General features: G+C 42.9%; 10 protein-coding genes and 1 pseudogene. 3 read left to right on the forward strand and 8 right to left on the reverse strand.

Going from position 1 to position 14,107, the window contains the following annotated elements:
- Window positions 1–124: 124 nt before the first annotated feature.
- From H8K32_RS19360 to H8K32_RS19380, 5 genes are all read right to left on the reverse strand, one after another.
- Window positions 125–817 carry a M48 family metallopeptidase gene (locus H8K32_RS19360; RefSeq protein WP_186914209.1) on the reverse strand — a complete coding sequence of 231 codons (693 nt, stop codon included), beginning with the start codon at window positions 815–817 and terminating at the stop codon, window positions 125–127.
- Between the two features lie 72 nt (window positions 818–889).
- The gene (locus H8K32_RS19365) at window positions 890–1,657 is read right to left on the reverse strand and encodes an HsdR family type I site-specific deoxyribonuclease (RefSeq protein ID WP_186914210.1); all 768 of its coding nucleotides are present in this window, start codon (window positions 1,655–1,657) and stop codon (window positions 890–892) included.
- Window positions 1,654–2,469 carry a helix-turn-helix transcriptional regulator gene (locus H8K32_RS19370; RefSeq protein ID WP_186914211.1) on the reverse strand — a complete coding sequence of 272 codons (816 nt, stop codon included), beginning with the start codon at window positions 2,467–2,469 and terminating at the stop codon, window positions 1,654–1,656. Before H8K32_RS19370 ends, H8K32_RS19365 begins: the two co-directional genes overlap by 4 nt.
- A gap of 110 nt (window positions 2,470–2,579) precedes the next feature.
- Window positions 2,580–2,870: a hypothetical protein gene (locus H8K32_RS19375; protein ID WP_222613202.1), complete on the reverse strand. Its 291-nt coding sequence runs from the start codon at window positions 2,868–2,870 to the stop codon at window positions 2,580–2,582.
- A 244-nt stretch (window positions 2,871–3,114) separates the two neighbouring features.
- The gene (locus tag H8K32_RS19380) at window positions 3,115–3,813 is read right to left on the reverse strand and encodes a hypothetical protein (RefSeq protein ID WP_186914213.1); all 699 of its coding nucleotides are present in this window, start codon (window positions 3,811–3,813) and stop codon (window positions 3,115–3,117) included.
- 538 nt (window positions 3,814–4,351) lie between these two features.
- Between H8K32_RS19380 and H8K32_RS19385 the strand changes: the two genes are divergently transcribed.
- Window positions 4,352–5,989 carry a nuclease-related domain-containing DEAD/DEAH box helicase gene (locus H8K32_RS19385; protein WP_186914214.1) on the forward strand — a complete coding sequence of 546 codons (1,638 nt, stop codon included), beginning with the start codon at window positions 4,352–4,354 and terminating at the stop codon, window positions 5,987–5,989.
- Window positions 5,990–6,428: 439 nt separating this feature from the next.
- Window positions 6,429–6,752 carry an HD-GYP domain-containing protein gene (locus tag H8K32_RS19390; RefSeq protein ID WP_222613203.1) on the forward strand — a complete coding sequence of 108 codons (324 nt, stop codon included), beginning with the start codon at window positions 6,429–6,431 and terminating at the stop codon, window positions 6,750–6,752.
- Between the two features lie 156 nt (window positions 6,753–6,908).
- On the opposite strand, the pseudogene H8K32_RS19395 reads toward H8K32_RS19390, so the two are convergent.
- Window positions 6,909–8,065, reverse strand: a pseudogene (locus tag H8K32_RS19395) (IS3 family transposase); the annotation flags it as partial.
- A 606-nt stretch (window positions 8,066–8,671) separates the two neighbouring features.
- Between H8K32_RS19395 and H8K32_RS19400 the strand changes: the two are divergent.
- Window positions 8,672–10,729 (forward strand): extracellular solute-binding protein, encoded by a 2,058-nt coding sequence (locus H8K32_RS19400; protein ID WP_186914215.1) that lies wholly within the window; start codon window positions 8,672–8,674, stop codon window positions 10,727–10,729.
- A 275-nt stretch (window positions 10,730–11,004) separates the two neighbouring features.
- On the opposite strand, the gene H8K32_RS20625 is transcribed toward H8K32_RS19400, so the two are convergent.
- Both H8K32_RS20625 and H8K32_RS20630 read right to left on the reverse strand, forming a co-directional pair.
- The gene (locus H8K32_RS20625) at window positions 11,005–11,139 is read right to left on the reverse strand and encodes a hypothetical protein (protein WP_281388633.1); all 135 of its coding nucleotides are present in this window, start codon (window positions 11,137–11,139) and stop codon (window positions 11,005–11,007) included.
- A gap of 431 nt (window positions 11,140–11,570) precedes the next feature.
- Window positions 11,571–13,229, reverse strand: a complete 1,659-nt coding sequence (locus H8K32_RS20630) for a carbohydrate-binding protein (RefSeq protein ID WP_281388634.1) — start codon at window positions 13,227–13,229, stop codon at window positions 11,571–11,573.
- Window positions 13,230–14,107 lie beyond the last annotated feature (878 nt).

Genomic DNA, 14,107 nt, shown 5'->3' on the forward strand with positions numbered 1-14,107 from the left:
TGTCCTTGGCAAGCTCTTTTGCCAACGCTTTAAGTTTCTCTCTATCCATTACAATGTCCATCGGTAAATTCCTCTTCAGAGGTTAATAGACCGTGGACATTTACACAAATTTATTTACAGGCTCTTAATATTGCCAATCCTCATACGCCAATGGCAATGTATTGAGCAAGTTCCGGTGCTCACGCCACTTTGGCAGGAATGTATCCATATGCTTCCGGAAGCGCTCGTTGTGATGGCGCACCAATAAATGGACTAGCTCATGAACCAGAATGTATTCCAGGCATTCAGGGGGCTTCTTAACGAGTTCGAGGTTGAATAAAATTCGCTTGGTTTCAATATTGCAACTCCCCCATTTGGTTTTCATTTTCCGAATACCGCAACTTTTAGGTTTGCGCTTTATTATCGGCGACCAATGTTCAATGAGTTCGTCGATCTTAACCTTGAGTTGCTCGCGGTACCAGTTATTCAACACCACAAGCCGGTTATCAGCGGAGGTACCTGCTTGTACATAAAGACGGAGCTTACTTTTTCCTTTTACTTCAATCCGGTGCTTGCCGACTTGTTCAATCACTTCCAGGCGATACTGCCGCCCCCATAAGTAATGGCTTTCGCCATTGATCATTTCACGCTCGGTCTGACGCGGTTGCTGATTAAAATCGGCTTGTTGCCTGCGGATCCAGGCTAGTTTTGAAATAATCGCCAGTCGTACGCGCTCATCAGTCACATGATGGGGGACAGCAACGCGAACCTTGCCATATGGGGGTAAGACAGCGAGGTGAAAATTTTTAATGGTCTTACGAATGACTTGAATTTCCATATCACGGATCACCAAATAGCTCTCCGTAGCGCTTTCGTCTATTATCCTGCCCACAATATCAGCCTAAAAAAATCATTGGTAGTCACGTTGGTTTTTCGCCAGCTCTAACACTGCCGCGATATCGACATTGTAACCCGCTGCTTCTTCGCGAATTGCATTAGCGATTTCTCGCTCTTTAAAACGATCGCCAACCCAATCGGCTTTCTTCGTATAGCGAATCGCGGCGTCTATTTTATTGGCCAACACTTCGTCACTTTCAAGATTGTCAAACAAAGCACGCTTGGCTTGGGTATCAATACTGGTGGGATAAGGGTTCTTCGCGTCGCCCTGTGGCCTTAACACTTTTCGAGCGAGACTTTTTATTTTCTCTAAGTATTCTTGATAATTAATGACTTGATTGCGTCGCTCTTCAATGATGGCATCTAATAACTCTGACATCCGCTCATAATATTTTGGGTTAACAGGATTTTCATCAATAATGGTTTTACGCATATTGTTTTCAATCGTCTCCGCCATGGCTTCCGGATTGCTCTTGATGCCGTCAGGCAATTCTTCCAGGGCATCGTTACCTTTTTCAACAATCAATTGGATTAAGCCTAGCTCTTCAAAATCAATGAGTTTTTCACTCCCTTCTGCACGGATGTACATGTCTAGCAAGTGGCGCATCGCAGGCTCAAAACGCTTCATATCGAGGTAATCGCCACTAGCTAGTTTCACCTCATCGCGCATTTTTTCGTAATGGACGACGTCGATCTTGATTTGTGTGATCTCTTCAACACTAAACCCTGCAGCACGCAACTCATTAGCAATATTGGCATAACTACGTAACAGCTTGCTCACCAACTTATAGAGCGCAATGCGTAACCGGCACCATCGTAAAAGCGTAGGACTAATTGAATTTCATTACCGTCTCCACCAAAGCCCATACCATCGCTGGCAATGTATTCATCGAGATTAAATCCGGGTGGCGTAACGGTTGCGGTGTCAAGCATCTTGACTTTGCGAATGCGATGCAGGGCGAGCAAGCGGATGTTGTCGTAGCCTTCAAAATTGGCAACGACGTAAATCACTGCGCCATGTTCTATCAGGCCCAATACGTTAATTGGCGAATAGCTTCTTGCTTCTGGCTTGCCAGCAGGTCGGTAACTTATCTCTACTTGCTTACTTCTGAACAAGGCGTTATAAAGTTCCTTCTGAACAACAGGATCATTATTTGGTTGTTGCAACGCCAGGCTAGTTTCTACGGTACGAACTTTGTTTGGCCAAGTACGCACAGCACTCTTGGATACGTTTTCCGTTAAAGATTTTGCTGCACTCTTGAAATAAAATTCCAGATCATCTTCGATGCTGCTTGGTAGTAGCCGGCTAGCAAACTGCTTGAGCAACAGAAAACTCAATGCCTCAGCTTCACTTAAACCAGGCATCAGACTGAGCGCTACATCTTTGCTATATTTCCAGCCGAAAGGTTTTTGTTCCTCGTCGGCAATAATGCCAACACTGCCAGACAGCATTTGTAAATCGCGTTCGACCGTCCGTTTAGACGTTTTAAATCCACGGTCTTCGAGTGCTTTGTGTATCTCATTAGCACTGCGGGTTCTATCTTTCGATAATAATTTGAGGCACTCTATCTGGCGCAAAACTGTTTCGGACATATATTTTAAAATAAGCAAAAATTACAACTAGTTACCATTATTACATTTTCAAATGTCATTGAGATGACGATTAAGAAAATAAATTGATCGCCATCGGAATTCACTCTTATTCAGTAATTACTCTCAGCCAACATTTTCAGAATTTTGATGTTGAGGCGCCCATCTTTTTCTTCATCAAATGCCCTCCCCTTTGATTCACAGATCGCCCTCATCATGGCAATTGCTTGTTGCTCGCCAATCGCGTTGATGATCTTAAGTCGTTCGGAGCAGGGGAGATTGGAACTCACATATTCATAACACCCCACATCTAATAAAGCACGGATATAAATTTGCTGATGCGTTTGCGTGTCAATCACGTGTGCGCCTTCGATTGCGTAGCGTCGATTATTTTCTTGACCCATCTTGATTGCCTCTGTCATGAAAAATTAACCGTAATGCGATGGCTGTATTTCTGGCGATCACATCTCGTTTGGATAGAGACATTATTGAATGCGGCAGCGACAAATCATGTCGCTGAGATTCGCCCAGATGAATATTATTTTTTTTATCTTTGCGACATAATTTGTCGCAAAGATAGAGTCGAAATCATTGAATGAAATTTCATAGACTTCAATTCCAAAATCTAATTTATCCCAATGATTTTATTTACCATTGAAACTCATTGAATATGGTGGACGTTGGCAAATTAAACCAATCCAATAAGGCTTGACGGCGCTCTGGCAAGAACTGAACTTCATCAAAGAAAACGTCATGATCGTAGATGAGGTTAGCGACGCCCTCATGATCGAAATAATTATGACCGTAGAACAGTTCTCCCGAATCGAGTGTCGATAGCTCAGGCCACAGTTGAACTGCTTGAAACCAAAGATCTTTTGGACTTAAGGGATGTACATCAATTTCCTGCTCTCGTGCAATATCTTGGTTTATCTGATGATAGATAAAGCCTGAAGGCGTATCCCACCAAACGAAAAGACCTGTGCCGCATGGTTTTGTTCGAAGGGGTGCGTACTGGCTAATGCCGTCAAACCAATCCTTGTAGGGCTTAAAAAAGCACTGAAAACGCTTGTCCAGGCTTTTTCCCTCAGGCGTTTCCCATTGTTTGCAAAACGTGTCCAAATCTGCTTCAGTAAAATCGATACGAAGATCCCCCAAATAGCCAGAGATAAAACCAGAATGTTCGGATGGCGCCATCTTTTCGTATAACGAAGTGGGTATATGCTTGTCCAACCAACGGATCAACTCGTTTTGAGCCTTTTCAAAATTATTTTGATTAAAGCGAATGAAGTAAAGGTCTTTCTTTTCGGCGCGCAAAATTTCTTCAGGTGTGCGAATAATGACTGGCATGATCAATTAACTTTTAAAAAGAATGGGGAGAGTGAGTAAATTCGACCTCTGAGCTAGACAAGAAGCGATGCTCCGAATAAGAAATCAGTTAATATTTTTTTAGTCGCGATGCTTTTCCCATTCAACGTACTTTTTAATTGCAATGGCACTCAATATTCCAGCAGCGAAGGTGATTGAAAAAGCTAACAGGCTTACTAGTGGTGAGGTATTGTTTCCCATGATGCGTCCCTGTGATGTCAATAATTCGAAGTAAATATTGCAATGGCAATTTGAAAAAATGCTACCTGCGAAGAATAAAGTAAGCTTGCGACAGCCTACGTCGCACACCGTCTGCGCATTCGAATTTAATTGAATCGGTGAGTTAGTTTTCTAAGATCGGTACCCAAAAACTATTGATAAACTCGGAATTGAGATTGATCAAAACCACGTCACAAAGCAAAAAATATTTTCCAGAAATCAGAATAATCTGATCTTAATTAATAGACAAAATATCAAAACACATGGCATCATAACAAGCACATCATCCACATGACTTGTTATGGCAAACATCACTCCTAGCGCCCTTCCCTCAGTCAGAAAAAATGGCGGTCTTTTTCGTGAATTAGAAGTCATCGAGCGATTGCAGCAGTCACTTCCAGATAATTACGAAATCTTTCATAGCATCCCGCTACACACGATAGCCGCTGATGCTGATCAGTTTACGGAAATTGATATTCTAGTTTTAGCACCTCATGGACAGATATTACTGATCGAGGTAAAAGCTGGTGATGTGGTTTCACGGGATGGTGGTCTCTATAAAATCTACTCCGATAAGACGCATGATGTTGGGAGGCAATGCCGGTATCAGTATGGTGCATTCAGAACCCGCTTAAATGAGATTGGTATCGACACTTACATCAGTACCTGTCTGGTCATACCGGACTGCACGCTCACAGGTGAACAACCAATTTCGATACCCAAGGATAGAATTATTGATGCAAGTCGCTACGATCATTTAGGTATTTACGTCAGAGAATTTTTATCCTCAGGCAAGAGATGCTCTGACATAGCGATGCTTAAACGATTTTTGCACAACGAGTTTCGAGTCAACGTCGATATCTGCGTACTCAAAAATCAGTTGCAATCGACAGTAAGGCAATTGGCCGATGGCCTCGCAACTTGGGTTCCAAGAATTACGTCCCCCACAGGCATTTATAAAATCCATGCAACCGCAGGTTCTGGAAAAACGCAACTTGCACTTAACTTATTGAATTCTGCATTAGCCAGATCAGAGTCCGTCGCCTATATTTGCTATAACCGTACATTAGCGGATCACCTACGTCCTATTGCGCCTTCCAGAGCATTGGTTTCAAATTTTGATGAGCTCTGCGTCGAACATTTCCGTCGACATCACGGGGAGCCAGATTTCACGCAAACAAAATTCTTCGAGCAGGCAACCGCAAACTATCTGAATGATAGCCAGGACTTTCCACAAAAATTTGATTTACTAATCATAGACGAGGCTCAGGATTTTGAAGCTGAATGGTTGGAAAGCCTGGCATCGCAGTTAAAGGAAGACGGCAAGCTCTTTATTCTGCAAGATGATGATCAGCGACTCTACAAGCGCTCAGAATTCGATATTCCGGGCGCAGTAGAAATCGAATGCCAAGACAATTTTCGCAGCCCCAAGCTAATTTGTGATGTCATTAACACTCTGGGATTAACCAGCAGAACAATACAAAGTAAAAACCCATTCAAAGGGGAATTACCTACCTTTCATGAATACGGCGATCGCAGACAGCTTCTCAATAAGACTGAAGCGGCGGTCAATAATTTACTAGCGCAAGGCTTTGCTCTGAATGACATTGTAGTGCTTACCGCATGCGGCAGAGAGCGCTCTGAGATATTAACAGCAGAACGTATCGGTAAGCACCACATCCGACAATTTACTGGCGACTATACCCGCGATGGAGATCCAATCTGGACAGACGGCGAATTAATGGTTGAATCCGTGTACCGCTACAAAGGACAAAGCTCTCCCGCTGTGATCCTGAGTGAAATTGATTTTAGTGAATTAACTCAGAAAGAGAAAAGAAAACTATTTGTGGGAATGACCAGGGCGCAAATGGCGCTTGAACTTGTGTTATCAACGCAGGCTACTCAGATTGTCAGTGAGCTTATCATTGAAAATACCTGAGCATCAGCTTGAATTTCCGTGCGACATAAATTGTCGCTCTCGGATATCGATATCCTGATCCTAATTTGCAATTATTCACGTGAGTCGCAAAAAATAGTCTCCCTCCTTCAGGTCAATATTCGTTTTGCGTCGGCATCCAAAGTTCAATTAAAGCTACGGGCTTTGGGTATATTAAACACACGATAATCAAATAATTGTTATCGATAAAATGCGAGTTCACTGGACAATGTGTTTGAACTTAAGTAGCGGAAATTCAAGACTTGCCATTAAGGATTTCAAGCTCACGACACGATTCCCACGACGCCATTAACTCGAAAGGCAATGGAAAAATTGGCCCTCTGCCTTAGCAATTATTGCTAGGGCAGATACCTCGCATTGAATACGTTTTTCTGTTTGCGCCGCTTCACGATATTGGAAAATCGGCATTCCAGATAATATTTTGCTAAAACCAGGAAGGCTGGAAGAGCATGAGTGGTATGTAATGCGTTCACATGTCGAAATTGGCATGCAAATTATCGACAAGATGAATACGGCGCTGGAGCTTGAATCCGATCTGGCATTCCGGGTAATGCGTAACATCGTCGCATTTCGCCACGAGCGCGGCGATGGGTCTGGCTACCCTGAGGATTTAACGCTTGAGCAAATACCCATTGAGAGCCGGATCGTTGCAATTGCAGACGTGTACGATGCCTTATCAAGTAAACGCCCCTACAAACAGGCCTTTAGTGACGAAGAATCCATCGCCGAGCTATGCAAGGAATAAAGTGGACCCATCTGTCCAGACAAATATCTGCTTAGTTTAAGAAACATTCTCTGCTTCTATAACAGCTGCACCGCGCTGTCCCGGTTGTTCTGCCTCTGTGAGTAAGGAATCCTGTGTGGAGCGTAGCGAAACACAGGACTCCTTACTCGCGTCGCTAAATTTATCCGCAATGAGTGCGCCGCCACCCGTTGCCGTCCGATACACTGAATTCGGCGTTTGATAGCCCAAACCATGATGTGGGCGTTCTTCGTTGTAAAACATAAAGTATTTCGTTAAACCAAGCATCAGCTCCGGCACCGTAGCGTAACCATTTAAGTAGATGTCCTCGTACTTCACATTGCGCCACAGCCGTTCTACAAAGATATTGTCCAACGCTCGACCTCGACCATCCATGCTGATCCTTATGTCGCGGTCCAGCAGAACCTTAGTAAAACTATCGCTGGTAAATTGCGATCCCTGATCCGAATTAAATATCTCTGGTTTTCCATAGTGCCTGATTGCTTCTTCCAGGCAGTCCACGCAAAACCCTGCATCCATCGTATTCGACAATCGCCATGACAACACCTTGCGACTGTACCAGTCCATGATGCCGACCAAATACACAAATCCCCTCGCCAGCCGAACATAGGTTATGTCGACACTCCACACATGGTTCGGCCGGATCACTGGCAAACCACGCAGTAAATAAGGGTAAATCTTGTGTCCCGGATGCGCAACGCTGGTCTTGGGGCCTGGAGCCATACCTGCTAACCCTAACTTTTGCATCAGTCGCTGGACATGTTTGCGATTGATCAGATATCCCAGCAAACGTAACCAGACCGTCATGCGCCGACTACCGTAAAACGGATGCCTGGTGTATTCGGTATCAAGTAGGTCCAGCAAAACTAATTCGGCTTCATCAACTTTCTGCTGTTGCCGCTGTTTCTTGTCGTAATAAGTGGCACTGGCTACACCAGCCAATTTGCATTGCACCGTCAATCCGATATGCTCATCAGACACTACCCATGCCTGACGATCTTCTACCGGCTGATCCCGGACTTTTTTTTGAGCCAATCGAGTTCCATGTTCAGTTGACCTATCTTGGCGTACAGCCGCTCTGGGTCACTTTGAGCATCAACTGGTTTGGGACCACGCTTGGCATCAAAAAAGAGTGCAGCTTGATCAACCAGCTCTTTCTTCCATTGTCTGACTTGAGTCGGATGCACATTGTGCTCTTGGGCAATCTCATTGATCGTCTTGAGACCTCGTACTGCCTCCAGAGCCACTTTGGCCTTTTGTTGCCCGCTAAAACTGTTTCTTTTGAGTTCGCTCATCGCCTGCTTTCGTTGCTTAGCTTCTTGCAGGGTACTCCTTAAACTCTTGTCTGGCTTTGTGGGTCCACTTTAGAAGCCACCCTACTCCGCCTCGACCAATATTGTGTTGAGGCCTTGATACGCGCCAAAAGCGAGCGCGCACTAATTCAAAAGAAATTTGAAGACAGGCTTGATTGGTTTCTCGCTTTTTAATATTGCTTTTCAGTATAAGGTTGTACAAAATAAGCGTCATACCCACACGTGCATGAATTTAAGTCAATTTTTTGTCTTGCACCCTAAAGAGTTAATCTCTCTTCCCCTATCTTAATGGCAAATGCGTCAACGTCTCTTTGATTGACGTTGCCATTTAAACTCGTCCGACGTTCGTTGTTGCTTTAGGTTAATCGCCTTAGCCGCTCAGAAGTGGTAATACAGGTCTATGGAAGAATGCCTGCTTGCGATCTGGCTCACCATCTACACCATGATGAACATAGTGAGTTTTTAAATAAGGAGATGCTTCTCCAAGGTTAGTGGTCTTTACTATAAACAGCATGCATACCCAATTTACTTAGACAATAAAAAATTCAATGCTAAGATGAAAGATGTTGTGGAAACGGAGAAGTACCTATGAGAACTTTTCTTACGATAATATTATTGACGTTTCTTACCACCCACTTAAATAAACAAGTTGTTGCCGGTGACATCAACACAAACAGAAAAGAAATTATTCTGTCCGCTGCTGAACAGCCACCATATTTAGGAAAAGATTTACCTAATATCGGATACGCTGCACAGGTTGTGACCGAGGCTTACAGTCGCGTAGGCTACAAGGTAAAGATCAACTTCTTTCCACTTGCTCGTGCGAATCAAATGGCAATGCAGGGCGAATCGGATGGATATTTAGCCATATACTCTGGCAATGTCAGTGAAGCTGATTTTCTTCTTTCAAATTCCTTCCCCGCCGGTCGTTTCGTACTAATGAAAAAAACTGCTTCTAAGTTTGTAGATACAAGAGCCAACAAAACAGATAAATCTGGATTATTAAAAAATATTTCCGAATACCGAGTTGGTTTTACCAATAAAGCAGCCATACCTCCTGAGCTAGTTTACGCGGACCAATCGAAAAAAATTATCGTAAACTCTGACCTCGAAGGACTGGATATGCTAATGACGAACCAGCTCGATTTTATGCTACTAGACAAATTGACAGCGGGAGATTTAATAGCGGAACAACGCCCACAATATATTAATCAATTGGAGATATTTACCTCTTTTTCGACCAATAATTTCTACATTGGTTTTCCCAAATCATCTTCAAAAACAGGTCAATTAAAAGAGGAATTTAATCATGGTCTGCAAATATTAAAAAAGGATGGCACTCTTTACAAAATTATGTATGACCATGGCTTAAGTGCAGCTATCTTGCCTGCGAGAGGTAACACCATTCTTACCATAGGCACATTAAAAATAGCATCAATGCTTACACTGCAAAAACTATCAGTGGAGTACCAAAAAAAGCATCCAGATATCAGCTTTGATTGGAGAGTATTAGATGAAAAAACACTGCGCTTGCGTCTATTGTCGGACTTGGCTATATCGGATGGGCAGTACGATATTCTGACCATCGGTGCGTACGAAACACCAATTTGGGCTAAAAACAACTGGATATTACCGCTTAAAAATCTGTCACCTCAATATGCCATTGAAGATGTAATCAAGCCAGTTCGGCATATGCTATCTCTCGATAATAACTTATACGCGCTGCCATTTTATGCAGAAAGTTCTATGACTTATTATCGGAAGGACCTTGTAGCAAATGCTGGGCTCAGCATGCCTGAAGCACCAACATACAATGACATAAAAAGGATTGCAGCAGCTATCCACTCTCCTGAAAAACAGATTTATGGCATTTGCCTACGTGGCGATCCTGGATGGGGTGCCAATATGGCTTTACTAACGACGATGGTAAATTCCGCTGGTGGGCGTTGGTTTGATGAAAGATGGAATCCAACGATTGATACCTCAGAATGGAGATTGGCACTTCAGACGTACATAGAGTTGCTAACGTTGTACGGCCCACCTAAACCCGAAGAACAAGACTATGCGAAAAACCTCACCCTTTTCCAAGGGGGGCACTGTGGCATTTGGATTGATGCAACCGTCTTCGCAAGCGCACTCCTAGATCCTAAACAATCAAAAGTTGCTGATAAAATTGGTTTTGTACGCGCGCCAGTGTTCCGTCTAGCGACAGGGTCAAAATGGTTATGGACTTGGGCCCTTGCTATTCCGAAGTCGTCGAAAACATCGGCTGAAGCAATGAAATTTATCGAATGGGCTACTTCAAGGGAATATATACAACTTGTCGCAAAAAAGTATGGTTGGATCAATATTCCTCCAGGTACCCGTTCCTCCACTTATGAAGAAATGCATTATCGTGCAGTTGCACCCTTTGCGGATGCAGTTTTCAGAGCAATTAATGAGGACGATATCAATAATGCGACGCTGACACCTCGCCCTTATATCGGAATCCAATTTGTCGAAATTCCTGAATTTGCCTCAATTGGAAATAACATGGGGCGGCTAGCATCATCCGTTTTGGCAAAAAAAATATCCGTAGACATGGCGTTAAAGTTAGGACAAAGGGACGCTGCCGTCCAAATGAGAGAGTCTAAATACATTCATTAGCAACACGAAGATAGCGTCTCTCATGATTGAGTTTTTCAAAAAAAGCACTCAATGGTTACTTAACATTATAAAAATAGCCATCATTGGAAATTTCAGTATAAGTGCTTCCTTTCAATGACCGAGGTTCACCTTTTCTCCATATTCGATTTGCGACAAGTTGATACCGTAAGACCATCGCGTTAATTTCTAGGCTATTACCAGAAATTCGGAGAATACAGCTCATTTATTCTCGCGATCAATCATAAAATTCGAGTGCAGTGCTACTACTGATGAATTCAATTTGCTTGAGTGAAACTGGTTAGTCCAAACTTATTCAAAAAGGCAGCATATTCATGTTTTCCTTTGGAATCAGCATTATCTAACAATTCTTGTGCAATCTTTTTTAGAATCGATTTTGTAGCTTCTGCCATGGTCGCCGACATAAATACCTGAGCTTCGGTGCTGTTATGATTCATTCGTTAGCTAATGTAGGTGGTTAGACCTTTATCCCACAATTGAGCCCTTATTGGCGCATCGTCGCCGGTCAGTTCCGGTGTGATTTGGTCGTGGTATTGATGGAATAACTCGTGATCTGAGACTAAGAATCAAATTAGCCGAATTGCAAATCGTTGTGCAAGAGCACCTTGCAGAGTTGGCTGGCTTTGAGGAGGCATGAGTTCATTCAATAAAGTACGATTGAAACCAACGAATCATCCATGAAAAAAAATAAAGAATTTCAGAAAACTGAACGATAAAATATGCTCGTTCAAAATCATGGTGATGCTGGGTTTTACGGCCCCGCGTAAAATGAGACAGCGCATGTTGATGCGCTGTCTCATTACTTCATCGTCCTACTTTAACGTCACATGCCCAGATTACTTATAAATGCATTGGTAAATCCCAATGTACCAGCTTGTCCATAGCTATTACATACTGGAGAAGCATAGCCAGGTGCGCAATCGACATCCCGATCTATAGACCAAAAATGCACGCCTGCTAATTGGTTCTGCAAAGCAAACTGAGATACTGCCGTGACGTTGGCAATACTGAAAACCTCATCAGTTGTGTCGTTACCACCGATCATGGGAGTGAGTTCAATCTGCTTAAATGGAACACCCCAATTATTATGCAAATTGATTGCTGCAGAAATTGCTGACTGCCCCATATCACATTTTCCGTTGGATCCTAATACGCAATTAGACGTCAACGACGAACCATAATCCATCACCATCAGGTTGATGTAATAGTTGCTCAGTCCAGCGGCTTTAATGGCATTCATCACGGTGATACCGGCGCTGCCCAGGTCTTGCCCACTATTTGAACCCAGTGTAGCAATGGTGAATGAGAAGCGTAGTGATGGGAATTTAACCTGGGCAGCCTTGACTCGGCTGATTAAGTTATTAATGACATCGTTAGATTGTCCTGCTTCAATATCAAAGTCGATACCAATCAGAGTGGCACTGTTGTATCGATTGATAAATTGGGTAAATCCGCTATCTGTCGCACATGTAAATGCTCCAGCTGCGCCACCGGTTGAAATAATATATTTTTTTCCAGCAGCGACCAGTGCAGGTATATTAGCTTGCGCCAATGTATCCCCACTGAGCCCACCCCAAGATTCTGCACCGCATTCACCCGTCGCAAAAGCCAAGGTCAAGGCGCCCAGTTTATTGGGAATAACGTTGAGCAATGGCTGTGCTTTGCCCGTTACTGCTGTTGTTAATACGTTTGTGTTCCAATTAAGGTTGATGGTGACGTCTTTATATGGGCTAAAAACGAAACCCGGTGTTGCTGTTGGTGGTGGCGTCGTTGGTGGAGTGGTTGGTGGAGTGGTTGGTGGAGTGGTTGGTGGAGTCGTTGGTGGCGTTGTTGGTGGCGTTGTTGGTGGCGTTGTTGGTGGAGTTCCACCATTGCAGCTTCCCAATACTGCCCATGGCAAACCACTACCAGCTACTCCACTTCTGGTCGCAGGATTATCCCCTTGAGTCCACCAATTTGCCTGGTAATTTATCCCGGAATAACTTACTTTTGCGCCGCCGTTATAAGCCGTTGATGCACTCCAACTTGTATTGCAACTTGCACCAACTGGCGGTATTGTCGTGGGCGGCGTCACAGGCGGCGTCGTTATCGGTGGCGTCGTTGTTGGTGGAAGTTCGCCACTTGAGCACACGCCAACTAACGACCAGAGGCTCCCTACACTCGGATTCCAACCAGCACCTAGATAGTCAGTTTGTGTAACGAGAGCTGTGTAGTTTGCTCCGTTAAAACTCACTTGCGTACCTGCAGAATAGCTACTGCCATCAACCCAAGCTGGGCTGCAGCCTGTCGTATTTACTTTTATAGTCGACAGTAAAATCCCCCCAGTACTGACTTTGTCAGGTTGTGTAGAAGAAATGGGTGCAGCAGGAACTGACGATGTAGGTGTACTTTGACCGGTAGAAGTAACGCCTGATCCGGCACCTCCGCATCCAGCCAAAGCACAACTTCCTAGTACAAATACAGCTTTAGTAATCAACTTCATTAGTAGGTCCTCACAAAATAGCGTTTTTGATTTGCATAACATTGAAATACTGCTCGAATGTCTTATCCTTATTTTCAAATTTTTTCTGATTTGGCTCCCCTTAACTTAAGCGTTGTTAAACACGTCTTTGATTGATTTCTCAAAAAATAAATTCTGATTTGAACTTGTACTACAAAAAAATTTTCTGGAAAAACACTGAAAATCTTCGTACATAAAAACCGAAATACGATGAAGAAGCTACGCGCTGTTTTTTTGAAAAAAATTAAATTCATCAATCAAGCATTCCAATTTTCGACGCTAAAAATCTCTCTATTTTTTTTGCGGATGAAACGCGCCCCCAAGCAGCTAAAATGTCAGTTGCAAGTTCGTTTTGTAATGCGTCGACTACATGGCTATCGGGAGATATTTATCAAAAAATTTTGGTCAATTTTTTAGAATCATCAAAAAATTTATTGAAGTGGAAGATAGTCGAATTTTGAAAAGGCATTCAGCGCCGTTTGTATCAAAATTCGAATAGTTGTAAGTAAAAGCCATCACTACTTTTTGCTTCACTTAAAATATATATTCAAAAAAGTATAGAAATATTGATTTCGAACTTTTCAAAAAAAACGAACTTTTAATTCAAGAAAAAGATTATTGAGAGACTTTTATGAAATCGAAAAATGGGAAAATTAAATGCATTTATGATCGTCGATTCATTTTCAAATAGTGAGATTTTAAAAAACTCTTCTATGAATATTTTTCAGTCAAAATGAGATCAAATGCGACCACCATTTTCGTTAAGCTGGTGATGATTATTTTTTTAAGTCAATACCACCACCTGTCAGCAACAGATTTTGGCATCGATATAAAAGCTTGTATTGAAATCATATGTTCAA

The organism is Cognatundibacterium jejuense, from assembly GCF_014284255.1.
Lineage (GTDB): Bacteria > Pseudomonadota > Gammaproteobacteria > Burkholderiales > Burkholderiaceae_D > Undibacterium > Undibacterium jejuense.

Bases quoted from the DNA above. Each gene is read 5' to 3' on its own strand.
- H8K32_RS20630 (WP_281388634.1), bottom strand. From the start codon at position 13,229: ATGAAGTTGATTACTAAAGCTGTATTTGTACTAGGAAGTTGTGCTTTG.
- H8K32_RS19380 (WP_186914213.1), bottom strand. From the start codon at position 3,813: ATGCCAGTCATTATTCGCACACCTGAAGAAATTTTGCGCGCCGAAAAG.
- H8K32_RS19400 (WP_186914215.1), top strand. From the start codon at position 8,672: ATGAGAACTTTTCTTACGATAATATTATTGACGTTTCTTACCACCCAC.
- H8K32_RS19370 (WP_186914211.1), bottom strand. From the start codon at position 2,469: ATGTCCGAAACAGTTTTGCGCCAGATAGAGTGCCTCAAATTATTATCG.
- H8K32_RS20625 (WP_281388633.1), bottom strand. From the start codon at position 11,139: ATGGCAGAAGCTACAAAATCGATTCTAAAAAAGATTGCACAAGAATTG.
- H8K32_RS19375 (WP_222613202.1), bottom strand. From the start codon at position 2,870: ATGGGTCAAGAAAATAATCGACGCTACGCAATCGAAGGCGCACACGTG.
- H8K32_RS19385 (WP_186914214.1), top strand. From the start codon at position 4,352: ATGGCAAACATCACTCCTAGCGCCCTTCCCTCAGTCAGAAAAAATGGC.
- H8K32_RS19360 (WP_186914209.1), bottom strand. From the start codon at position 817: ATGGAAATTCAAGTCATTCGTAAGACCATTAAAAATTTTCACCTCGCT.